This window comes from Arthrobacter sp. H20 (assembly GCF_000520515.1).
GTDB lineage: Bacteria > Actinomycetota > Actinomycetes > Actinomycetales > Micrococcaceae > Arthrobacter_D.
On the sequence record NZ_KI914730.1, the window covers coordinates 23,353 to 46,792 of the forward strand.

At 60.5% G+C, this 23,440-nt stretch carries 20 protein-coding genes and 1 pseudogene; 5 read left to right on the forward strand and 16 right to left on the reverse strand.

Translation table 11 applies throughout. The annotated features are described in order from the left end of the window. Positions 1–42: 42 nt before the first annotated feature. The 6 genes from Y703_RS0109625 to Y703_RS0109650 form a co-directional block, all read right to left on the reverse strand. The gene (locus Y703_RS0109625) at positions 43–1,734 is read right to left on the reverse strand and encodes a glycosyl hydrolase family 18 protein (RefSeq protein WP_253907999.1); all 1,692 of its coding nucleotides are present in this window, start codon (positions 1,732–1,734) and stop codon (positions 43–45) included. Positions 1,735–1,813: 79 nt separating this feature from the next. Continuing rightward, entirely contained in the window at positions 1,814–3,253 is a 1,440-nt protein-coding gene (locus Y703_RS0109630) for an MGDG synthase family glycosyltransferase (protein ID WP_026552525.1), read from the reverse strand. Positions 3,254–3,457: 204 nt separating this feature from the next. Beyond that, on the reverse strand, positions 3,458–3,796 hold the full coding sequence (locus Y703_RS0109635; RefSeq protein ID WP_026552526.1) for a HepT-like ribonuclease domain-containing protein: 339 nt from the start codon (positions 3,794–3,796) through the stop codon (positions 3,458–3,460). Further along, positions 3,793–4,236: a helix-turn-helix domain-containing protein gene (locus Y703_RS0109640; protein WP_035764522.1), complete on the reverse strand. Its 444-nt coding sequence runs from the start codon at positions 4,234–4,236 to the stop codon at positions 3,793–3,795. Before Y703_RS0109640 ends, Y703_RS0109635 begins: the two co-directional genes overlap by 4 nt. A 275-nt stretch (positions 4,237–4,511) precedes the next feature. Continuing rightward, positions 4,512–5,708 carry an ATP-binding protein gene (locus Y703_RS0109645; protein WP_026552528.1) on the reverse strand — a complete coding sequence of 399 codons (1,197 nt, stop codon included), beginning with the start codon at positions 5,706–5,708 and terminating at the stop codon, positions 4,512–4,514. Positions 5,709–6,314: 606 nt separating this feature from the next. Then, entirely contained in the window at positions 6,315–7,526 is a 1,212-nt protein-coding gene (locus tag Y703_RS0109650; RefSeq protein ID WP_155849478.1) for a 5'-methylthioadenosine/S-adenosylhomocysteine nucleosidase family protein, read from the reverse strand. Positions 7,527–7,651: 125 nt separating this feature from the next. Between Y703_RS0109650 and Y703_RS0109655 the strand changes: the two genes are divergently transcribed. Continuing rightward, the gene (locus tag Y703_RS0109655) at positions 7,652–8,518 is read left to right on the forward strand and encodes a deaminase (protein ID WP_026552530.1); all 867 of its coding nucleotides are present in this window, start codon (positions 7,652–7,654) and stop codon (positions 8,516–8,518) included. Positions 8,519–8,720: 202 nt separating this feature from the next. Here Y703_RS0109655 and Y703_RS23060 read toward each other — a convergent pair. The 4 genes and pseudogenes from Y703_RS23060 to Y703_RS0109675 all read right to left on the reverse strand — a co-directional run. Beyond that, a pseudogene (locus tag Y703_RS23060) lies at positions 8,721–8,861 on the reverse strand (addiction module antidote protein, HigA family); the annotation flags it as partial. 65 nt (positions 8,862–8,926) lie between these two features. Beyond that, positions 8,927–9,475 carry a mismatch-specific DNA-glycosylase gene (locus tag Y703_RS19170; RefSeq protein ID WP_051427475.1) on the reverse strand — a complete coding sequence of 183 codons (549 nt, stop codon included), beginning with the start codon at positions 9,473–9,475 and terminating at the stop codon, positions 8,927–8,929. Between the two features lie 79 nt (positions 9,476–9,554). Next, positions 9,555–11,402, reverse strand: coding sequence for a DUF262 domain-containing protein (locus tag Y703_RS0109670; protein WP_026552531.1), 1,848 nt, complete (start codon positions 11,400–11,402; stop codon positions 9,555–9,557). A gap of 246 nt (positions 11,403–11,648) precedes the next feature. Further along, positions 11,649–11,948 (reverse strand): hypothetical protein, encoded by a 300-nt coding sequence (locus Y703_RS0109675; protein WP_216698891.1) that lies wholly within the window; start codon positions 11,946–11,948, stop codon positions 11,649–11,651. Between the two features lie 116 nt (positions 11,949–12,064). Between Y703_RS0109675 and Y703_RS0109680 the strand changes: the two genes are divergently transcribed. After that, positions 12,065–12,958: a DUF6602 domain-containing protein gene (locus Y703_RS0109680; protein ID WP_026552533.1), complete on the forward strand. Its 894-nt coding sequence runs from the start codon at positions 12,065–12,067 to the stop codon at positions 12,956–12,958. 423 nt (positions 12,959–13,381) lie between these two features. On the opposite strand, the gene Y703_RS0109685 is transcribed toward Y703_RS0109680, so the two are convergent. Together Y703_RS0109685 and ychF are read right to left on the reverse strand one after the other, a co-directional pair. Further along, the gene (locus Y703_RS0109685; protein ID WP_026552534.1) at positions 13,382–14,620 is read right to left on the reverse strand and encodes a hypothetical protein; all 1,239 of its coding nucleotides are present in this window, start codon (positions 14,618–14,620) and stop codon (positions 13,382–13,384) included. A 151-nt stretch (positions 14,621–14,771) separates the two neighbouring features. Then, a complete protein-coding gene (gene ychF, locus Y703_RS0109690; protein ID WP_026552535.1) occupies positions 14,772–15,857 on the reverse strand; it encodes a redox-regulated ATPase YchF in 1,086 nt (361 codons plus the stop codon). A gap of 86 nt (positions 15,858–15,943) precedes the next feature. Here ychF and Y703_RS0109695 point away from each other — a divergent pair, with 86 nt between their 5' ends. Next, positions 15,944–17,221 carry a DNA recombination protein RmuC gene (locus tag Y703_RS0109695; protein ID WP_026552536.1) on the forward strand — a complete coding sequence of 426 codons (1,278 nt, stop codon included), beginning with the start codon at positions 15,944–15,946 and terminating at the stop codon, positions 17,219–17,221. Positions 17,222–17,253: 32 nt separating this feature from the next. Here Y703_RS0109695 and Y703_RS0109700 read toward each other — a convergent pair whose 3' ends face one another. Both Y703_RS0109700 and Y703_RS0109705 read right to left on the reverse strand, forming a co-directional pair. After that, on the reverse strand, positions 17,254–18,339 hold the full coding sequence (locus Y703_RS0109700; protein ID WP_026552537.1) for a 4-hydroxy-3-methylbut-2-enyl diphosphate reductase: 1,086 nt from the start codon (positions 18,337–18,339) through the stop codon (positions 17,254–17,256). A gap of 62 nt (positions 18,340–18,401) precedes the next feature. Beyond that, positions 18,402–19,271, reverse strand: a complete 870-nt coding sequence (locus tag Y703_RS0109705; RefSeq protein WP_026552538.1) for a hypothetical protein — start codon at positions 19,269–19,271, stop codon at positions 18,402–18,404. A gap of 171 nt (positions 19,272–19,442) precedes the next feature. On the opposite strand from Y703_RS0109705, the gene xseA reads away from it, so the two are divergent. Further along, positions 19,443–20,795 (forward strand): exodeoxyribonuclease VII large subunit, encoded by a 1,353-nt coding sequence (gene xseA / locus Y703_RS0109710; protein ID WP_026552539.1) that lies wholly within the window; start codon positions 19,443–19,445, stop codon positions 20,793–20,795. Next, positions 20,792–21,043 (forward strand): exodeoxyribonuclease VII small subunit, encoded by a 252-nt coding sequence (locus tag Y703_RS0109715; RefSeq protein WP_051427476.1) that lies wholly within the window; start codon positions 20,792–20,794, stop codon positions 21,041–21,043. Before xseA ends, Y703_RS0109715 begins: the two co-directional genes overlap by 4 nt. A 24-nt stretch (positions 21,044–21,067) precedes the next feature. Here the strand turns inward: Y703_RS0109715 and Y703_RS0109720 are convergent, their stop codons facing one another. Continuing rightward, positions 21,068–21,925 carry a PPK2 family polyphosphate kinase gene (locus Y703_RS0109720; protein ID WP_026552541.1) on the reverse strand — a complete coding sequence of 286 codons (858 nt, stop codon included), beginning with the start codon at positions 21,923–21,925 and terminating at the stop codon, positions 21,068–21,070. A gap of 21 nt (positions 21,926–21,946) precedes the next feature. Continuing rightward, positions 21,947–23,164, reverse strand: a complete 1,218-nt coding sequence (locus tag Y703_RS0109725) for a pyridoxal phosphate-dependent aminotransferase (RefSeq protein ID WP_026552542.1) — start codon at positions 23,162–23,164, stop codon at positions 21,947–21,949. Positions 23,165–23,440: the final 276 nt, after the last annotated feature.

Consider the following 23,440-nt stretch of genomic DNA (forward strand, 5'->3'; position numbering starts at 1 on the left):
CTCCATCCAGTTGCGCTTCAGTCTAGGGTCTGCCGGCGGGGATCAACCGTCCACTGGCATCCACGGGCCCCACTGCTCGGCGCCGGGGACATCACCCCTGGTCCACCACTGCGTCCGGTATACCTCGCCCTCGAAGATCACCCGGCGGTTCTCGGTGTAGACCGCGCCCTCTTCCCACGCCACGGGTTCGGCGTCCGCGGCCTCCTGGGCCGACAGCGAGGGTTCGGCTGCCTGCACAGCGCCCGGCGTCGTCGCGCCGGGTTCCGCAGTGCCGGGGGTGGTTGAGTCGGGCGGCTGGACCGTGGTCTCGGGCATCACTCGGTCGCGTGCCGGGCCTTGTGAAGCGTCGCGCAGCTGATCGGACAGCACGGCAAAGAGCGAACCGTCCCGGTTGCCTGCAAGGTCCCACCACATTCCGCCACCGAGCCCCTTCTCCAGGATGTAGTCACTCTTGAGACGCACGGTTTCGGGGTTGTCGTAGCTCCACCACTGATCGCCGTCGAACCGCCAGGCCGCCCCGAGTGTCACATCGGTGAACTCCTCGCCAACCTCGCGCAGCTCGTCGTAGTCCTCGAGCCCCCGTTCCTCGCCGCCTGGCGCGGGTCCGGTGGCTTCAAGCCAGGGCTCCGCCGAATCAGCGCCCATCCACCCCCTGCCGAACGCGGCGAGCCCTAGGCCGAGCTGCGCGGGATCGATTCCGGCATCGAGATAGGCGCTCACCGTCCGGTCAACCGAAAACCGTTCACCGTCTTCGCGTGGATCGTCCGGGTCGTCGAAGAGGTTTCCCTGATGTCCGGTGAGCCCCGGCTCCCACGTTCCCCACAGGTCGTAGCCCTGGATGTTTCCAAAGTCGAGGAACTTGAATAGTTCGGGGTCATTCCAGCCGCCCGCTTCGATGACCACCGGATTCGCAGGAAGGAAGGCGCTCAGGGAGTAGGATGCTCCCGTGCTTTCGCCATAGGCATCTAGCTGTTCCCGGAATTCCTGGAGCAGCAGTCTGAAGTTCTCGGCGTCGTTCTCGGCGTCCACCCCGTTCCCTTCGAGACCCTTATTGGTACCCGGCCATTCCCAGTCGATGTCGATACCGTCAAAAAGGCCAGCCGCAGCCGCGTTCCCTCCCCTGCCCTCGATTATCGGAAGGTTTCCCTTAATATATAGATCGATGCAGGAGGCTACGAGCGCTTTGCGGGATTCGTCGGTTGCCGCGGCGCGGGAGAAGTTCTTCGACCAGGTCCACCCGCCGAGCGAGATCACCGCACGCAGCCCCGGATTGGCTGCCTTGAGCTGCCGGAGCTGGTTGAAGGATCCGGCCAGCGGCTGCTCCGCAGTGTCCGCGGTGCCGGCAATGGATCCAGCGGCGTCGTAGGCCATGCCGTAGTCTGCCCAGGCATCGGAGGCACCGTCCGAACCGTCAGGACCGCTTCCCTGAGCCTTGTTCGCCTCGAAGCAGGTGAGCGTCTCGTGGTGAATGTTGCCGAAGGCGTAGTTGATGTGGCTCAGGTTGGCAGCGGCACCTGAATCCTGGAGAGCCTTCATTGAGTACTGACGCCCATAGACTCCCCACTGGGGGAAATAACCGACGCTCCGGTAGCCGTTGATGCTGGCCGGTGCGGTAGCTGGATCCTCCACGGTGCCCTCCGAGGGGTCCTGGACGGAGCAGGAGACGACACCGCTAATTCCCAGGATGGCCACCACGGCCAGGACGCCAATCCGCAACATAAGGCGCGGGCGCACTCGTTTCATTCTTCCCTCCGGCATGAGACCAGCACCGGCAGGCAGCGGCTCTTCTAGGCTACTGGATGAAGCTTGCTGGTCACCCCTCGACTCGGACAGGCAGCGCCTTGTCACCCCGCAGTAGGGCGCGGAGCAACCGCCGAGACTCCCACCGGAGCCATAAAGACGCTTGGCCGCGCTTCAGCACCAGATCCCCGTTCGGAGTTGCGTACCGCTTCCGAAGGTCGTCCAGCTCCTCGGCTTGCAGCAGCGCGACTGTGCTTCCGGCAGCCGAGTCGACAAGGCGGACCAGCGCGGACGGACCCGTCAGATCGGTGGCGACCATACGCTGCCCGCTCGCCGCGAGAATCGTCTTCTGCGCTGCGCGGGTGACGACCAGCGGACGTGACGGCCCTTTCAGCAGGCCGGTCAGCACATCCGTCGCGGCGTCAGGACGGCCGATTCTCCGCGCCGCTGCCTGCATCCGCTGCAGCCGGCCCGGCTCGCGAAGCACCTCGTCGATCTTCCAGCCGATCGTCGCGGCGGTGTTGCAGCGCACGGCTGCCCCCTGCTCCATCAGGTAATCGCCGTTACGAACCTCCTGCCCCGGGATGGGGTTCACCAGCACCATGGGCAGTCCTGCAGCCATGCACTCCGATGCCGACAGCCCGCCCGGCTTGCCCACGAACAGGTCGGCGCGGCGCAGCAGTTGCGGCATCTCCTCCGTGAAGCCGAGCACGCGGTAGGGGTCGCCAACGGGCGCCACCAACTCCTCGATGCGATGTTTCAGCGAATCGTTACGCCCACAGACGATCGTGGCCGTGAACGCCGAGCGCATGTGCATAGTCTGCCGCACCACCGAGACCGCATAGTCGCTGCCGGACGCACCCGCCGAGATCAGCAGCATGGGGCGCGCGTTGGGATCGCGCGCGGACGCTGCCGCTACATCGGGCTGTTTGGCGATCGGGATGCCCGTGGCTGCGACGCGGTCGGGAGGAAGTCCGAGCGCCATCAGCTCCACCCTTGCCTCCTCCCTGGCCACGAAAAGCGAGTGAAACGCGCCCGGAAGCCACAGACCCTGGAAGTCGTAGTCGGTGGTTACGACAGCGGTCCTCGCGTCAGTAACGCCACGAAGGAGCAGCGCCGCCAGGAGCTGGGCTGGCAGGAAATGTGTGCACACGATCGCGGTCGGTCGGAATCGCTTGATCGCATTGATGACCGGAACAGCGTTCGCCCGCGTCCAAGGGTCGATTGGGCCGCGGCGCCGGAACGGCGGGTCGCTCATGTCATAACCCCACTCGACCAGCCAGGGCAGGCCCTCGACCAGCACGAAGTACCCTTTGCCCAGCAGCGCACGGTAAAGCGGGCTGCTCACCTGCAGCACGTCCAGCACCTGCACCTCGGCGATGTCTGCACGCCCGGCGCACTCCTGTTGTATCGCCGCCGCGGCGCTGTTATGACCCGCTCCCACCCCCGCAGACAGAATCAGTATGCGCTCCCCTCCTCCGGCAAGGGCGGCTCGTGCCGACGTCTTTCGCATGAAGCGAGGCTAGCAGGCCACGTTGCCCTGAGGACGAGGGCCCAATCGTGCTCAGGCCCGGTGATTGCAGGGTTACCGTGGCGCCAGCACAGCGGGAAGCTGGCCGCCTATATACCGTCAGCTGACCTGCCGATCTAGACATTGAATCTAAAGTCCACCGCATTCCGGCACAGAACAACCTCTTTACAGACGGACCTCGCAATCTCATTTAGCTGAAAGCGACTGAATCTGTCGGCTAATCGCTGGCAGGTCGACGATCATCGTGTCCCAGACCGCGCCGTAGTCACTTCCCTCGTAGTGATGCGCCAGACGGTCCCGCATCCGCTTGATCAAAGACCATGGCACTTCGGGATGCCGGCCGGTCGTGGCCTCGCTCAGACGAGCCACATTCTCCCCAATCTTGATGATTAGAGACTCTGCGGCGAGGCCCGGCACGTTGTCGGGGTCCCCGAGGTACCACTCGTCGCCGCGTGCCACGAGATTCGCGCCAACGCCACATAGCCGGAGGATCTCCCGCAGCGCCGCGCCATCCCGTTTATTCATACAGCGACCGCCGTCGCCAAGATCTCATGATCGCCATGCAGGCCACCGTCGGTCACCACATCGACCTCGACGCCGAGGAGCTCACTCGCCTCTTCGGCGAACGCCGCGACTGTAAGCAGCCCGGTGCCGGGCGGGCGGGTGACCAGGATGTCCAGATCGCTACCGAAACTGTCCGTGCCACGAGCCGCGGAGCCGAAGACACGGACATTGTCGAAGCCATACCGGCCCGCAAGGTTCAAAAGGTCGGCACGGCGCGACGCCAGTGCATCATGAGGCAGCGGCCGCGCAGCTGCTTGCAAGCGCTCAAGCATCTCGACCGAGACACTGCGACGCCCAGACTCATAGGCTGCAACATTCGGCTGAGCAACCCCGGACCTCCGAGCAAGCTCGGCTTGGCTCAGGCCAGCAGCCTCGCGAAGCGCTCGAACCAGATTCACCATGGCTGAATTATATCGTGTGATATGAGTCCCGCGACAGCCTCCGGCGTCGGTCCGTCCGGCTGAAACAGCGCACCAGAAACCAATTAGACGTTGAAGCGGAACTCAACCACGTTCCGTAGCCAAATAACCTCAATCTAGCCCCGCGGAAACGCCACGAGAAAAGCCGGGGGTGGGTGAGGGCAAGGAAGTCGGTAGTTCCGGTACTGCTAGCGTGAGTGGGTCAACCTACGAAACGCGTCAGTCGTTGCACTCGGATCGACCTTTGTCTCGCCCGATTATCTAAGCGCTGGAGGTGGAAACTCATCCCAGCCGTCAGGCCGCCCGGCCGTGGCTTCGGGACGCTCCTCAGCGGCGACCACTGAACGAACATAGTCGCGCAGGTACGGCAACGAGAAGTCGACATACCCGTGCTCAACCGTGTGCACATAGCCGCTATCGATAAGCCGGATTCGATACTGGTTCGTGTACTGCGGCGTCACCTCCATGCGTTTGGAGATGTCAGCCATCTTGGATTTTCCTTCGTCAACTGACATCGCCTGCAGGAACCGCTGGTCCTTCTCTGAGAGGTCTTGGTATACACGACGAATGACTCGCCTCTCAACCCCTGCGATCGCTTTTACCTGCGCTGCTTCCGCATCCGCAAGACTGATGCTCTCCGATTGTGGTGACGCTCGCCAGGCATAATCCCCGGCGAGCTGGATGAGATATGGGTACCCCTGGGTTACAGACACGAGGAGTTCCTCGGCATTCAGATCCATCCGACGACCACCCAACTCAGTGGTCTCCCGCAACACCTTCCGGGTGTCTGCCGGGGAGAGCCGGCGGAAGTCTATCTCCCGTGAACGTCGAAGAAACGTCATGTGGGCTTGATTCAGCAGCTCGTCGAGGTCAATTTTCACGCCGGCGAACGCTACGACAATATTGATACCTGCTGCGATCGCGTTAGATACCTCGAGCGCGAACCTGGACAGCTCCTTCAGCCGTATCTTTCCGGAGGCCACTTCATCTATGAGGATCAGGATCCCGCGGTTCTCCGTGGCTTCGGAGAGTGCGATGAGGTCGCTTCGGAGCAGCGGCGTCACTTCACGTCGACGGTCGACATACTCGAACGCGGCATTGAATTGCCAGACCCCGAGCCCGGACAGCCGCACCCGAGTGGCTTCGTCGACTGAGTTGAGGATAGTTGGGATTGTGGTGTTCATCACTCGATTCATCAGCCCGCTTCCGGCGTCATCGCTGATTGTGATCCAACCAGCCGATTCAGCGAGCTCCTGCATGACACCGAGCATCGACGTCTTGCCCGCGCCGCGGAGACCGGAAATGAGTATGGATTGGTTCTCGCCGATGTCGTAGTTCACGAAGACGTTCGTGAACTCCTCGATGGTGTCTACATGGCCGCCAAACACGAGCGGTGCACGGGAATAGCCGGGACGGAACGGACTGTTCGAATGGCCTTGGCTCTGACTCTTCATAGCGCCAGCGTACTTCATGTTGTATTTATTGTTTGTATAACCAGCTTGAATTAAACAAAATAAAGAGAACTTGAGGCTTCAGGTGCTTCGCGGTCAGCGTATCTCCGCCACATCGCCCGAGGAGACGACATCTGGGCGCTCAGGAGATCCCGTGGCAACAAGCATTCCGCGCCTTCCCAGGAACAAACGAGGCTCAACCCCAGCACACCGACTCGGCGATACATCTGGAACATGGTCGGAGTCTAGGTTCACGCTCGGCCGCCCAACGAGATGCTCACGAAGCCCTACTTGCGTTGGCGGCCTCTCGGCTCGAGTTCTCGGACGACAAGTGACCAGTCTCGACGTATCTGTGATGCTCGTGCAAACGCAAAAACAGCCCCGCCTGCCGAAGCAGACGAGGCCGTCTCAGAAGCTCAGCGAGCTAGACGTTGAAGCGAAACTCCACCACGTTCCGTAGCCGAATAACGTGTGAACCGACCTCCGGTCGCTACGCGCCTGTCCCCGCGTTGCGGAAGCTCAGTCCCGATTGGATGATCGCACGATTCAGTCTCTGGCGTGCCATCAGCGTTCCTGCTTTCATCGACGATGACGGCTACGGGTTCTCTTCTATTTTTCCGCTCGAAAAACCCCCGCCTTGACTCCCTCAACAAAAACGCGCGCGGCTGTCTTCCGGGCTTGATCGTGAAGATCATCCGACTTCTCGGCATCCGCCAGATCGCACACGCTCTTGATCACTGTCACAGGGGTCTTCCAGGCTTCTGCGGCCCGAACCACTCCGTACGACTCCATGTCGATGGCGGTAAGTTTTCGGTGAGTGTTGGCCAAAACGTCACGGGCGGATTCATCGGCGATCACCTTTTCTCCGCAAGCCATCAGTTCTCCGTCCGCCAGGACCTTCGGGGTGTTCGGCGTCCTCGCCCAGACGGAGAAACGGTTGCGAGCATCGGCGTCGCAGTGACGAACAGCAAACCCGCCTTTTGTCCCCTCGGGCGTAATCTTGCCGGGCTCGTAGTAGATGACCGATTGCGGAATAACGACATCAAGAAGATTGCAACGTCCAGAGATCCCGCCACAGATTCCGACCAGGACAACATGCGAGGGCTTACTGCGCCGCATCGCATCAGCAGTCTTCAGTGCCGCCCCAACTGAATCCATTTCATGAAGGTTGAGAACGCGGATCCGCCACGGCGAGTTCTTATTGTCCTCGAGCTCCGTGAGCACCGACGGCTCGGTTGTGGTCTCGCCAAGTGCCGCGAGCATGGCCTCGTACTCTTCGGTGAGCGCCGTCACCACTAAGAGATCAGCACGCTCCGCGGGCACGGCGTCCACGAGGTCATACAACGGCACGAGAGAAGCAGCAGGGTTCCGTTCAGCGAGAACAATTTGTTCGCGGAACGGTTTCGCTTCTGCCTGCCAATCGCCATGGCGCATCAGGCAGCCGGCACCGAGCTTTGCAATTAGATCTTCGTTTGTCTTGTCCCGCAATTGAGATTCGTTGACAAGACTCGCTGCCACCCCACGATCTAGCACGAAGACGTCTAAATATGGTTCAAGCTTCCAGATCGCATCCATCTCGTCTTGGGAAGCGCGTCGCCCAAGCTCCACGAGGAGATCTACATCGGAACGGACGCTACCAGTCTGGTCCTTCCTGGAACCAAAAAGGTGAATGGTCAGGTCGCGTTCCCTGAAGAGGTTGCCCAGTTCAAGCCCGAGCTCCTCAAGATCTATCTTCCGGCGAGGGATGTCGCCCTTGTGCTTCTCCCTAAGTCCCATGGACCAAACACTAGTCGGAGAAACGCCATGCCAGTGCGGGACCACATTGCTCGATGTCGCCGATGGTCACGACCTTGCCAATTCCCTGCTGACGGGTCTAACGAAATCGGATGCCGTCGGCGGGAAGATTCATCGATCGCTCCCTGCTTCTGGTCTGCAAAGATGTCCTCATGGGCACTGACAGCAACGACGAATCGAAAGCGAAGGTCGAGCGGGCGTTCGCTCAAAGGGCCATCGACGAAGCAAGGAAATCACCTGGGAACGCTCGCGTGGGGGCTGTCATTGCCCTCGGAGACAAGCAAATTACCACTGGGTACAAAGATGAGGCTCCAGGCCTCCACGCAGAGCAAGTGGCGCTACAGAAGGCCGACGCCGCGGGCATCTCCCTTACGGGTGCCAGCCTCTACACAACGCTGGAGCCCTGCGCGAACTCTCGGACATCAAGGGTTGCCTGCGCTCAGCTCGTCGCGGACGCAGGCATCGCGGTCGTCCATATCGGCGAATACGATCCCAACCCGCAGGTGAATCGACTTGGCTGGAGGCACCTTCGGGACCGCGGGGTCCGGCTGCGGGACTTTCCGGCGGACCTCCGGACGAAAGCACGCCAGGTCAGTGAAGACTTCACGCAAGTGTTCACAAAGGGCACCGGCATGAGTGCGGGCGCGAAGTTCGACTTCACGACGAATGGCGGACGATTCACCATCAGTGTCGACGCCACCGCGGGCACACACTCTTGGGAAACCAGTTGGTCCAATTGCGGCGCAAACGCGATCTATTTGAACGGCGGAAGACCTGGAGTTGTCGCCCTGGCCCGCTACGCCGAGAAGTTCGACGAGATCGACGATCCAGATGCGCTAGATTACGGCCACCATTCCTCGAAAATCGAGGTCGGGTCGATCGGAGTCATGCGCAATGAGTACGGGCACGTCTTGTGCAAAGTCATAGCCATCGAACCGACTGTTGACTACGGCGGCTCCGGGCACGTGTCAGTGACGGTGAGATGGGAGATCCGACTTGCCGAAGATCCAACAGGCTAGAAGATGACGAATTCACCACACTGCCGGCGCTGGTTACCGCTCCTCGCCGCGGCGGGATGACTCAGCCTGCATGCTTGGCGGACATGACGTCCTCTTCATTGTCCGGCGAGCGATCGCCCGCGGCTCTTCATATTGACCCACCGGCTAACCTACGAGCCAGGTTGCTGGTCATTCATCGATCGCTTCAGTGTGTGGCGAATCACCGTGCGAGACGGATGGCCGTACCAGCTGTGATACCGCGCTTGCCGTGCACGATCCTGGTTGGGCCCCCGCGAGGCGGCACACCGATCGACACCACGAGCTTGTTCTGTGTTATCCCGAATCCTTCGCTGTAGTCCTCCATGAAAATCCCCAACTTGACCAGCTATCCGTCAACGGCAGGAATCACTCGGAGATCGGTCAGAAGCGTTAGCGGTCCAGAAAGGCCGCCAGCTCAAGCCAGTAATCGACAGGCAACCTCTCGACCCCATTCATTCCCTTGAGCGGCCTCGTAGTGGGGCTGGCTGAGGAAGTTGACGGCAGGACAAACACAAGGCTGTCGCCCACTGCCCAAGCCTGTGGGCCGAAGTAGACGTCGCCGTAATGCCCGATGAATGGGCCGAAGGATGCTTCCACACCGAGCTTCCCGGTGAAAGCTACGACTTTGGGCCGGAGAGGTGTGAGGCGGTCAATCAGGCCTTGACAATCAAAGCTGCCACTTTGCTCCTCGCTGCCATCCATGCCGGCATAGGTCTTGCTGAGGTCGGTCAGACCGATCCCAAAGACAGGCAGTAGATGGTCGTCGGTCGGCTTCAGCAGATTTGGGGTGAACCCGGGCTCGTGCAGCCAGCGGTAAAACCGGTTGCTGCCGTTGCTGTAGTAGTGCCCGGCTTCGCCGCTCCGCTTCCCGGCGGATGTGCCAACGAAGACGACGTCAAGATCATGGCCCCCGATGTCCGGAAGCTTCTCCCCCGCCACACTGCCTCCTTCAGGTTGCACCTTCTCCCTCGCGAGCACTCAGGCACGTGCTGGGACGTCTTATCATAGGGCAGGATCGTCAGTCGGAATCGTCTCCTTCAGAGAGCTCCTCGTCAAGGTCGACGAGCACTACCGCATCGGTATTTGATGGGTCTTGAGTTTGAGGCTTGAGCAAGCTGTGAATGCGAGCAACCAATTTCATGCTTCGCTCGTCGTAAAAGTCCCTGTACTCCTCGACCGAGAGGGGAAGCGACTGAGGTAACGCGTTGCGTTCCAGGAAAGCACTGCGATCGTGCGCTGAGGGATACTCCGCTGCCAACCATTTCTCCGGTAACTTGGCAGACTTTCCGATGTTCTCGAGTCCGGGAAGGAGTTCCAAGTTCGGCAGACGGTCTCTCCGATCGAGTAGCTCATTGATCTCATCTGGCGTGAACCTTGTTGTGCCGTCTTCTCTTTTCTGACGTCGCAAGGCTTTCTTGTCGAGCAGCGCTGCTGGAAAGACGTGGTCCACATGGAACTGGTTACGCGTATCGACATGGGGGAACAGCGCTGCAAGTACGGCGAAGGTTCGCACCTTGCCGTACGACAGACTCAAGATGTCGTCCACAAGGGCGTCCGTAACGGTCAGCGGCTTACCACGCCGGGCCATCGCCCTCTCGATCTCGACCACGGGGAATGCGGAATCACCCTCCGTTTTGATGACCTCGCGAAGATCCCGGAGCAAGGTGTCCAAGCCGGATCCCCACACGCCACGCACGATCAGCGATCTAAGAACCCAAGACCGGAGAGACTCGCGGTCATGGCGAGACTTCGGCGATTCGCGGTAGGAGTGATCGAGCCCGCGGTGGTGGACGTAGTAGGCCACCGGGATCAACACACTATCTGCGGTGAGCGATCCATCGGATAGACCGAAGTCACTGAGTAGGCCTACCGCCACCTGGAGCGATTTGCTCATGACGTCCCAGTCAGCCTCGAGCTTCGCCATGTTCGTCGTAGTGAAGTTCTGGACCTTGAATCCAATATCTCGAACGTCAGCCATCACCAGCCCTGACTTCAGAATTGTGTCTCTGGAGAAGTTGAATCCGTTTCCCGTCTGGTTGAGTTCATCTACCAACCCGTGAACGGCGGCTCGAGCATCACCTTCCCACTGTGCGGTAGCGATAGACAGGAGTAGGTCACTATAAGACAGGACGGTGCCGCCGGAGTTTACCCGCACGAAGATGTCCAATACCCGTTCGATGTCCTGATCGTCTTCTTCGTAGAAATGAAGACTGGCGGTCTTACGGACTGCCTCCCAAAGCTTACTGACCATTGCTGAAGCTTCCGGGTCGTTACCGACTTTGTGTTTGGCCAACAGCTGTATCAATCCTGACGTATCCGATGCGTCGAAAATCTCGGAGACAGACAACCATTTCTTACTCTCGTCGTCCGAGGACGAACCAACGTCTTTCTTCGTCAAAAACTGAAAATGGTACTTAAGGCCGAGCTCATTCTCCGGGGCCTCGCTGACCAGGTTCAGATGCAGACGGCGTTCCGGATAAGACCACGCCTTATTCGCCCAACCGCCGTGGTTCTTATACGCGTAGGTCCCGCGAAGCCCGATATTGAGAGAGGTCAAGCGCTGTTGACCGTCGAGGATGGCCACCACCTCACGGTCCGTGGGAATATCGATCACCGGGTTGTGGCGGTTGTCGAAGGCGCTGTACTCCGTCATGAATCCATAGAACTTAAACTTACCGATCGTCTCCGGCAACACCTTCCATGATAGAAAGCTACCGACGGGGTACCCACGCATGACAGAGTCGAATACACGGATAATCTGAGAGGGTTTCCACACATACTCCCGCTGAATCGCTGGAAGTATAAGTTTTCGGTCCTGGATCTGCCGCAACGCGCTGGCGATCGACATCGGTTCTTTGTGTCCCATTTCAGTACTATAAGTCAGATCACCCGGGCCTTCGCCGACCCACCCTGACATCCAGTAGGACCTGTGTGGACGGCGCTTCATAAACGACGGTCGCCGAGAGTCCGTGCCCGGCAGGGCGCTGTTCGGCAGATCGTGGGCAAAAGACCAGACGGCCGGCTGGCTGGACTCGCTTCGTTCAGTTCGCGATACCTGACCTGAACTGTCTGAAGGATAGTGCGTCTAGCGTCTCACCGGCGCCTGAGCGATTCAGTCGTCGTCCGGCAAATACCAGCCGTGGTCGCGGTGCCGAGGCTCTGGCGGGTTCGGGTTCTCGCGCTCATAGGCCTTGTTCGCACGGTCCGTCATCTCGCCGTCGTAGCGGTGCAACTCGTCGTAGAGATTCGTCGCCTCGCCCACATCCCCGGTGGACACGTAGCGCTGCCGCAACGCCTCGCGCTCATCCTCTAGTTCCGTGTCGGACAGCGGACGGAGGCTACCCAAGCTGCGCGCAATGGAGTCGACAATGCCCATGCCTGAGATGCTGTCATGCTGGAGGCTGGCAGGCAAGCAACGCTTCCAAATGCCTAACCGTCACGGAACCCCACCGAGTTCCGGTACAGACGAACCGCTGGGATCTGAGGACGGACCACACCCGAAGGCCGACTTCCCCTTCCGGTGTGGTCATGCGCACGAAGCACGTCAGCTTGCGGCAGAATGATCAGGTGGATACGAACCGTGCCGGACTGCTCCTCCGACAGATGGACGACGTCGCGAAGCAGATGGTGCTCGACTTCGAAACGAGCTCGAAGATCCAGCACAACGCGTCGAAAGGATCGGTGCGGGAAGGTGACCTCGTCCGAGACTTCCTCGCTAAGTATGTCTCACGCAGCGCGACCGTCATGGGCAGCGGCGAATTGGTCTCCACCGACGGACAAATCTCAAACCAGTGCGATGTGATGCTCGTCGATAACGACACGCCCCCGTTCTACAAGTCCGAGCACTACGCGATGGTGCCGATCGAGTGCTGCTACGCGACGGTCGAGGTCAAGTCGAATCTGACCACCGACGAGCTTAAGAAGGCCTGGGCCGCAGCCAAGAAGGCCAAGGCCATGCCGCGGGCCGCCTTCACCCAGCGACATCCGATATCCGGCGTAACGCAGACGGTACACGGCCAGACTTGGGAGCACGCTAGTCCACTGCGGGCGATCGTCTACGGCTATCGCGGCGCAAAATTAGAGTCGTTGGCGCGAGAGATGAGCTTGTTGGCAGCCCAAGATCCCGATCCAGCCAGCGGACTCGACAGCGTATTCGTCGCTGACCAAGGATTCGTCACGTGGCAGCAACTGACAAATGGTGCATTCTTCGAGCGGCAAGCCGAATCTGTCGTAGCTGCAGTTCCAGCGCAGCGGGGGAACACGCTACTACTAATGATGACGGTGCTCAACGAGATTGTGGCTGCGGCCCAGATGAACGACCGAGTGGACTTGAAGCGATATGTCACAGAATCGTTCGGTCAAGTCGCCTCGTGGTGGGACGCAGGCAATGAACTGCCAATGAAGTCGCATTCCAACCCCTGATTGCCGGAGCTCATCACCGACCACTTCCTCTGCTAGATTTCGGGATCCCCTCAGCAAAGCGCCCTTCACTCCGTACTACGTTGCAAACCGGAATTCCACCACGTTCCGTAATCAAATAGCCTCAGCAGCGATTCTTGCCCTGAATAACGTGCGACGCGCGTGATGTCGTGGCACACGTCTATCCAAGAGAAGAAGGCAACCGAAAGCATGCAAGGAGGACTGACAGAACGGCATCGAGTCTGTCGCAGGACTGCCACCGGCGCTGCACCCGGCGCAGTCGACATGTCAGGGGTTCGCGCTCATCGAAGAGGCCGGTTGCGTTGTTGTGCTGGTGGTCAAGGACTGTTTATTTCCGTCTTGCCACTCCCGTGCACGCCTACTCTCAATCGTCCAAGGTCAGTCGTGGTAACGCCCCAGAACCTTTTACGGACTCGTAAAAGGTTCTGGGGCGAGCCGCTCCGACTGTGTCTTGGCACCGTCTCGACGAACTGCCGTAATTAAAGCGCCGAGTGAGGTGAAGACTGTTTCGCTCCTACCAAGGGCTCGTTGGGCTTCCCGGAGTTGCGTCCCGGTGTGTGTCTCAGCGCATACGTAGTTGGCGTACGCGGCCGCGCTGGAGAGGTGGAAGATGTCGATTAGGTCGTTCCGCCGCCACTTATTCTGGCGGTCTGTAAACCGACGCACAAATAGTTCGGACAGCAATCCGACCATTGGCGAAGCCGACAGCAGGCCAGCCACTTCTCGATCACTGAAGGTAGGGAAATCGAAGGAACGAGTCAATTTGCGGTATGGAGCAGTGTAAAAGCCGATGTTTTCGTTCCAGTACCGCCGACGCGCCAATTGTCGACGCTGACTTTTTGGAACGTTCTCTGTGTCCATCCGAGAGGTGATGCGGGCGTGGTGGTCGATCCACATCGTAAGTGGATGCTTGGGCATTGGTTCTGGATCGATGAGTGAGCTGAGGATGACATTTGGCATCGTGAGCATGGCCATGAATGTGTCAACATCTGTCGTTTCGTTGGCGATTCCCAACCTGGTGTCAAAGCCGAAGAGCGCGCCCGGCTCAGTGACGATGGGGTAAATGTGTCCAACCTCGGGAAGTCCAAGATGGCCCCGGATGGTTAGTTCGGCTTCCTGCTTCCAAAGGTCGAGCGGGTTCCGGATCTGCCATCCACCGGCTAGGGAAGCCATGGCTACGCCGACTTCATAGCGCCGTTCGTTGTGGAGGCCAGCTGTTTCCAGCATGTGGCCCATAGACAACGGCAAGACGATGCCTCCGTCGAGAGCCAGTTGGACCAAATCTTGTGCGGCTTGGCGCTCCCCTGGGTCGGCAATCCTCTCCGGGTCATGTAGCGCGTCAGAGACAGTCCGCCAGCGATTCTGATCGAGATAAACGGATGGTCGGCCATTGAAAGGCGGCGGAGAATTCGGATTGAATCCCTCCGTGATGATCAGGTGGCCGCGCGTGGTCGTCGAAATAATCCACCACTTCTCCCAGTCGAATGTCGAGTTGGCTATTTGGGAGTTTCTTGGTGAAAACTTGGAATGCAGTTCGTCCTCTAGAATCTGGCCATCCTGGCACACAATCTTTATGGTGCCCTTCTGGAAGTCGACCTGCCAGTATTTGTATACATCTGTCGAGATCACGAACGCTTCGCCCATCTGAACAGGTTAACCCCTGGTGGCAGGGACCCGTCGCTTGGCGTCCTATGCCGTCCGAACGATGACCGCGGTCGAGGTGAGCCCCGGAGGTGGTTGGAGACCCCCGACCGTCAACCAGCACATCGTCACCAAACGTTGAACCGGAACTTGACTACACATTGAATCTAAATTCCACCACGTCGCCGTCGGCCATGACGTATTCCTTGCCCTCAATCCGGACCTTGCCACGGGACTTGGCCTCGGACATGGATCCAGCGTCAACGAGGTCCGAGAAGGAGACCACCTCGGCTTTGATGAAGCCGCGCTGGAAGTCAGTGTGAATGACACCGGCCGCTTCCGGGGCGGTGGCACCCTTGGTGATGGTCCAGGCCCGGGTTTCCTTGGGCCCGGCAGTCAGGTAGGTCTGCAGGCCCAGGGTGTGGAAGCCAACGTGTGCCAGCTGATCCAGCCCGGATTCGCTCTGCCCATTCATCTCGAGCATTTCGCGGGCTTCTTCCTCGTCGAGCTCCACAAGATCGGATTCGAGCTTCGCATCGAGGAAGATGCAATCAGCTGGGGCAACAAGCTCACGGAGTTCGGCCTGGCGTTCCTCATTACCCAGCACTGAGTCGTCGGCGTTGAACACATAGATGAAGGGTTTGGCGGTGAGCAGGCTCAGCTCGCGAAGGTGCTCCATTTCCAGTTTGTCGCTGGCCACTGAGGCGAAAATGGTGTCGCCGCGCTCCAGCACCGATTGTGCCGCAACCATGGCAGCAAGCTGCGCCGGTTCGCGCTTTTTGATCTTGACTTCTTTCTCCACCCGGGGAATGGCTTTCTCAAGGGTCTGGAGGTCGGCGAGGATCAGTTCGGTGTTGATGGTTTCCATGTCGGAGCGGGCATCGACCTTGCCGTCGACGTGGATGACGTCCGGATCGTCGAAGACCCGGATTACCTGCGCAATGGCCTCAGCCTCGCGGATGTTGGCCAGGAACTGGTTGCCCAGCCCCTCCCCCTCTGAAGCACCCTTGACGATCCCTGCGATGTCCACAAAGGAAACAGTTGCTGGCAGGATCCGCTGGGACCCGAAGATCTCTGACAGTTGTCCCAGCCGGGCATCAGGAAGACTCACCACCCCCACATTGGGTTCGATGGTCGCGAACGGATAGTTAGCCGCGAGCACGTTGTTGCGGGTGAGCGCATTGAAGAGGGTTGATTTGCCGACGTTGGGCAGTCCGACGATGCCAATAGTAAGAGCCACGGGAATAGAGTCTACCGTTTGCCCTCGCTTCCACCGCGCCGCCGGTGGTCAACCAAAATGTCGGTCGGGACTGACATGGTGGTGCCATGGACGGATTCATTGTGGTTGTGGTTGTTTTGGCAGTACTCACGGGTGGCATTTTTGGTGCTGCCGGCATGGCGTGGGCAGCCCGGTTGAAGGTGCAGCGCCTGACTGAAGAACTGGACGACGTCGGCGAGCGGCTGGGAAGCACCAGCACCGCGTTGGCCGCCGCAGGAGCGGAAAATCGGATGCTCGTGACGCAGAACCGGGAGCTCACGACTCGCTCAGCCGGTGACCAGTCGGTGCTGCGGGCCCTTGCTCCGGTCGCGGACAAGCTGAATCACCTGCAATCCCAGGTCGGGATCCTTGAACGGGACAGGGTCGAGCAGTTCGGACAGCTCGCCGAGCAGCTACGCGAGGCACGGCACTCGGATGCCCAGCTCCTCTCCACCACGCATTCGCTCACCGCGGCCCTGCGGAGCAACAGTGCGCGGGGGCAATGGGGCGAGGTGCAACTGCGGCGGGTCGTCGAGGCGGCCGGCATGCTGCCCCGCGTCGATTTCCTTGAACAGGCCACCATTACCCTGAGCGCCGGCGCGAAGGATACGTCGGCCCGTCCGGACATGATCGTGCAACTTCCGGGCGGGAAGCAGCTGGTGGTCGACGCGAAGGTGCCATTGGCCGCCTTCCTCGACGCACAGGAACTCCCCGAGTTGCCTGAGCATGGAGAGGGTTCCAGCACCCGGCGGGAGGCGTTGCTGCAGCAGCACGCCAAGGCGCTGCGGGCCCACATCGACGCGCTGGCCCGGAAAAGGTACTGGCAGGGCGTCGAAAATACGCCCGAGCTGGTGGTGTGTTTCATCCCCGTAGAGTCGGTGCTCTCGTCGGCTCTGCGCGCCGATCCCGGCCTCCTCGACTACGCCTTCACCCGCAACATTGCCCTGGCATCACCGGTGTCGCTGCTGGCCATCCTGAAGGGCGCGGCCTATAGCTGGCGGCAAGATGTCCTCACCGAACATGCCAAGGAGCTGTTCGAACTGTCCCGGCAGCTTTACGATCGCCTCGGCACCATGGGCGAGCATGTAACGAAGCTGGGCAATTCGCTGAAGGCCTCGGTGGAGAAGTACAACTCCTTTGTCGGGACATTGGAGTCCCGGGTGCTGCCCACAGCGCGACGGATCAACGACTTCGACTCTGCGTCGCTCACGTCCTCGACCCATCCTGCAGAGAATTCGAGCGCTCTGCGGATGACACCTGTGGAATCAACACCACGATTGCTAAGCGCTGCCGAGCTGCTCGATCAGGAAGATGGCGAGAGCGACGACGACAGGGTCAGCGCCTAGACACTCTGCCAGCACCCAGCTCTGAGGCTAGCTCAGCGCTTCGGCCGAGGGCCTCTACCGCCAACTCCGCCCGTGGAGTCCCCCATTGCTTTGAGGGTGGCGCGGATTTCTTTCGGAAGGGAGAAGATGATGTCTTCTTCGGCTGTTACCACCTCTTCAACGTCTCCGTAACCGTAGTCGGCGAGAAGCCGAAGCACGTCGTGGACCAGGTTCTCGGGTACCGACGCACCCGACGTCACACCAATGGTCGAAACACCCTCGAACCAGCTCTCATCTACCTCGTTGGCGAAATCGACCCGGTAGGATGCCTTCGCCCCGTATTCGAGTGCCACTTCCACCAGCCGCACCGAATTCGATGAATTAGCCGAACCCACCACGATCACCAGATCGGAACTGGGCGAAATCTTCTTGATCGCTGCCTGGCGGTTAGACGTTGCATAGCAGATATCGTCGCTCGGCGGGTCCTGCAGAGTGGGGAACCGCTCCTTCAGCAAGTTGACCGTGAGCATCGTCTCGTCGACGCTCAGGGTTGTCTGTGACAGCCAGATCACCTTCTCGGGATCGCGCACCGTCACGTTGTCCACATCCTCAGGTCCGTTGACGATCTGGATGTGGTCGGGTGCTTCCCCTGAGGTTCCTTCGACTTCCTCATGACCTTCATGGCCGATCAAGAGAATGTCGAAATCGTCCTTCGCGAACCGGATTGCTTCCTTGTGCACCTTGGTGACCAGTGGGCAGGTCGCGTCGATGGTGCGTAGTCCGCGGTCCTCGGCAGACTGGATCACCGCCGGTGAGACACCGTGGGCAGAAAAGACCACCAGTGCGCCTTCGGGTACCTCGTCGTTCTCTTCGACGAAGATCGCTCCCTTTTCCTCAAGGGTGGTGACCACGTGCAGGTTGTGGACAATTTGCTTGCGCACATACACGGGCGCGCCGTAGTGCTCAAGTGCTTTTTCGACGGCGATGACGGCGCGGTCCACACCAGCGCAGTAACCTCGGGGGGCAGCGAGCAGGACTTTTCGCTCGCCGGAGACTGCCTGCGCGGCATGAATCTCCGCTGGCGAGCGCCGCCGCCGAGGAACTGTTGGCATAGGCACTGAAACTGCTGTGCTGGTCATCCCTCCATGCTAACGGCTGGAAGCCCCTGACCCCGAGATGGCCGGTTGAGATCCGCTCAGAGCTAACCCATTCTCTGTCTCGTCCCGCCGCCGATCAGCCGGACCGCTGCACCCGAGACCAGTAACACCACACCCACTCCCACAACTGCCAACGCCAAGGGTTCGCCACTGGCTGTAAACCGTGCCACCAACCCGTCCTGAAACAGACCCGAGATTGAGCTTTCAGTTGTCCCGGTCTCGGCCCGCATACGCTCCAGCACCTCGGGTGCTGTCCGCGCACCCGCCCAGAACAGCCCGCCAAGAACAGCACTGCCGAGGCCGATGAGAGCCAGGGCAGTTCCGCGACGACGCGCCAGCACCAGTGCGGTCAGGGCGGCAACCACTGCCCCGATCGCTAGCACCGGCCACCCCCCGGAGACTGCCTTCAACTGGCTCAGCGCCTCCTGTTGCGCTGGCGACCCGATGTCCACCAGCGTTTCCGCCGGGGCCGGCACATCGATACCAATGCCTGACCCCACTTCCTGTAAGGCGAGCGCCACTACCGGAGCGAGGTCAAGCCTCAGCGGTTGAGGTGAATCCACTCCGGTAGCAAGGTCAGCATTGATGGGGAAGCTCAAGTTATGGGACCGGCGTAGTGTCTCGTCCCAGGCCGCCGGGTAGCCAGGCAGCGCAGTGACGTTCGCTGCCGCATCAGCGATCAGGGGTTCAACGATGTTGCTCAGGGCATCGGGAAGCCCGGCATTCGCCGTCACCTCGGTGGCCAACGCCGTCGTCAGCTCAGCCTGAAATTCAGGGTCAGCCCCGAGCGGTCCGGCCAATTCGACGAAACCGTCCACCTGGACAATGTTCCTGTCGATCCAGGCGCCCGGCAGTGCAATTCCGGCCAGTACCAGCGCAGCGAGCGCTAAAACCGCTGAACCAAAAGTCCTCATATTTGTCCCCGACTCATTGTGAAAGAAGTATCGATTATGCCTCCACCCGCTGGACTCTTCCTGCACACCGAGGCCGCGTGGACTCGGATGGCGGTGCAAGCTGATAAACATGAAGGGAACAGGCGGCGTGAAACGCCTCGTTCACGCCTCAAGCGTTGGGAGTGTCATCTGATGAATAGCGACGGCGCGGGTCAGCTGCCAAACGGCAGCGCCGGAGCTCGGGCGCAGGAGCCGCGCGAGGTTGGTTCGACGCAGGCCGGGCCCACAACGCTTCCGGCGACAGCCGCTGAGACCACAGCCGATCGTCCCTGGCCGCTCCACCTCCTGTCCGAGAAGCTGAAAGCCCACCTCGAACGTGCCCCAGCAGCCTGGGTGGAAGGGCAGGTGATCGAGGTGAACCGCAGAGCCGCTATGTGTTTTGTGACACTGCGTGATGTCGACGCCGAGGTGTCCCTACCGTTGACCATCCGGGGGAACGTCCTTTCCCGCCTTGAGCTTCCACTGGAACATGGGTCGCGGGTGGTGGCGCAACTGAAGCCTGACTTTTGGCTGAAGACCGGGCGCCTGTCCATGCAGACCTGGCAGATCCGGCAGGTGGGACTCGGGGATCTGCTGGCGCGCATCGAACGGCTTCGGCAGTCGCTGGCAGCCGAAGGGTTGTTCGCCGCGCGACTGCGCAAGCCCTTGCCGCTCCTCCCCCACCGGATTGGATTGATCACTGGGCGCGGGTCGGATGCGATGAAGGACGTCCTACGCAATGCGAGTCTGCGCTGGCCGGCGGTCGAGTTCGAAGTCCGTGAGGTGGCGGTGCAGGGTGTGGGATGCGTAGGCCAGGTGACTGCGGCCTTGGCCGAATTGGACGCCATGCCCAGCGTCGACGTCATCATCATTACCCGCGGTGGCGGCTCGCTCGAAGACCTGTTGCCATTCAGCAGCGAAGAAATGGTCAGGGCAGTCGCGGCAGCCCGCACCCCAGTGGTGAGCGCCATCGGCCATGAGGCGGACCGGCCTCTCCTTGACGAGGTTGCGGATCTACGCGCCTCCACCCCAACCGACGCGGCCAAGCGGGTGGTTCCCGACGTCGCAGAGGAGTTCCAACGAATCCAGCAGTCTCGCCTGCAGCTTTCGCGGGCCATCGACTCCCTTGTCTCGCGGGAGACCGAGCGGCTGACTCATCTGCGCTCACGGCCGGTGCTGGCTCAACCCGAGGGCATGGTGTCGGTCCGGGTGGACGACGTCGAACGATTGCGTGGCCGCGCACGCCTTGCCGTCACGACAGCTGTCGCCCGCGATACGGACCGGGTGCATCATCTGCGCTCTCAGATTCGCTCCCTCTCGCCGCAGAACACTCTCGACCGGGGGTACGCAGTGGTCCAGCTGGAGGACGGTTCAATCGCCCGGGATGCCGGCGCAACACCGCCCGGCGCCCTTCTCAAGATCAGGCTGGCGCGCGGCGAACTTGCCGCTTCAGCTCTTGCCCCCACACCGTCCGCCCGACCTACCGACCCCAAGGAAACCTCATGAGCCAGCCCACCGGACCGGAGACCGACACCCAATCAGCAGGAACTGACATCAGCGCTCTGTCCTACGAACAGGCACGGGAGCAGCTCGTGGAGGTCGTCAGTCAGCTGGAAGCCGGCGGCGTGACTCTTGAGCGCTCCCTGGCTCTGTGGGAACGCGGCGAGGCATTGGCGGATCACTGCGAATCCTGGCTGGAAGGTGCCAAGAAGCGCCTCGCAGCCGCACGGGACAAAGCGGAACAGGCGGGCTAGTCCATGGCTGTGACCAATGGGTAGTCAGGACCGGGCCAGCCGCTCTTTCTCTGCCGCGACGTCGAAGGCTGCTGGCGGCCAGCTCAGCTGCATCTCCTGAAGTGCTTCGATAATCAGGTGCTGCACGGCAATGCGTGCATACCACTTCCGATCCGCTGGCACTACATACCAGGGCGCGTCGGGGGATGCGGTCCGTTCGATGGCTAGCTGGTAGGCCGCCTGGTATTCATCCCACAACTCGCGTTCGTCGAGGTCTGACGTATGGTACTTCCAGTGCTTGTCGGTGCGTTCGAGCCGCTCGGTCAGCCGCGCTTTCTGCTCATCCGCACTGATGTGGAGCATGACCTTGAGGATGCGGGTACCCGATTCAGCCAGCGATGCTTCGAAGTCACGGATAGCTCCGTACCGCTCCTCAATCACTGACGGCTTGGCGAACCCGCGGACCCGCTGGATCAACACGTCCTCATAGTGGGAGCGGTCAAAGACTCCGATCATCCCAGGACCCGGAAGCTGTTTCTTGACCCGCCACAGGAAATCGTGGCGTTTCTCCGCGGCGGTGGGCGCCTTGAACGCATAGTGTTTGACACCCTGTGGATTGACAGCGCCGACCACATGACGGACAATCCCACCTTTTCCCGCCGTATCCATCGCCTGCAGCACCACCAGCAGCGACAGGTCGCTACCGAACCTGCTCTCGGCGTACAGCTTCGTCTGCAACTCCGAGAGCTGAGCGGTTTCCTCAACAAGTTTAAGCTTGCCCTGCGCCTTCGCGCCGGAGAAGCCGGGGGTAGAGCGGGGCTTGATCGAGGCGAGATCCAGGTCAGGTCCGGCGAGTAAGGCCTGGGTGGGACTGGTCGTAAATACTGGCGTGGCGGGCGACATGTTTTTCCTTCCAGAGGCGGACTAGGGCTTGTAGGTACTGAGGAACTCGGCGAGCCTGCCAATGGCATCCTCGAGGTCGTCCACGTTGGGCAGGGTGACCATCCGAAAGTGATCAGGGTTGATCCAGTTGAAAGCCCTGCCGTGCGAGATCAAAATTTTCTGCTGCTTGAGCAGGTCAAGGGCAAACTGTTCGTCGTCCTTGATCGGATACATTTCGGGGTCCAGCCGCGGGAACAGGTACAGGGCTCCCTGGGCCAGTTCGCAGCTCACCCCGGGAATCTCATTCAACAACTGGTAGGCCTTGTCCCGCTGCTGCTTTAGCCGACCCCCTGGAAGGATCAGGTCATTTATGCTTTGGTGCCCGCCCAGCGCCGTCTGGATCGCATGCTGCGCTGGAACATTCGCGCACAGCCTCATGTTGGCCAGCAGGTTAATTCCTTCAATGTAATCGGCTGCCTTGTGCTTCGGTCCGGTAATGGCCATCCAGCCGCTGCGGAATCCGGCGATGCGGTAGGCCTTCGAGAGGCCACTGTAGGTCAGGCACAGAACGTCGTCCCCGGTGACTGTTGCCGCGTTGATGTGGACGGCGTCGTCATAGAGAATTTTTTCGTAGATTTCGTCAGCGAAAATGATCAGACCGTTGTCGCGAGCCAGCTTCACCATTCCCTCAATGATGGAGCGCGGATAGACAGCTCCGGTCGGGTTGTTGGGATTGATGAGCACAATCCCCTTGGTGCGGCTGGTGATCTTCGACGCCAGGTCTTCGAGATCGGGCCACCAATGATTATCCTCATCGCACAGATAATGCACGGCTGTGCCGCCCGCCAGAGACACTGAAGCTGTCCACAGCGGGTAATCCGGTGTGGGCACCAGGACCTCGTCGCCATTGTTCAGCAGGGCCTGCAGGGACATGGTGATGAGCTCACTGACACCGTTCCCCAGGTACACGTCGTCGACGTCCATCTGGGTCAGACCGCGACCCTGGTAGTACTGCACCACTGCCGTTCTCGCCGAGAAGATGCCGCGGGAATCACTGTAGCCCTGGGCCTTGGGCAGGTGACGGATCATGTCGACCAGGATGGCCTCGGGCGCTTCGAACCCAAACGGCGCCGGATTGCCAATATTGAGCTTCAGGATCCGGTGGCCCTCGGCCTCCATGTACTTGGCATGGTCGAGCAGCGGCCCCCGGATGTCGTAGAGAACGTTCTGGAGCTTGGTCGACTGCTTGAATTCTGCCATTTACACAGGATGCCACAGCCGGGCGCCCGGATACGTGATTGCTAACGAGACAGGTGCCGTCGCCCAAGTTTCCTTACCGCTGCCGGAACCGATTGCGGTAGTCCTTGGTGATGGCTGCCTCTTTGGCCAGCTGACGCGTTCCATGGCCACGCGGGCGTTCAGCGGTGTCACCCTGATGCTGGTGCAGACTCGCTAGTGCTCCGTGTTAATGGTTTGTTTGCGTTTCATCTTGCCCAGGAGGTACTCCGCTGACTTGGTCCAGGTGAATGGTTTGGC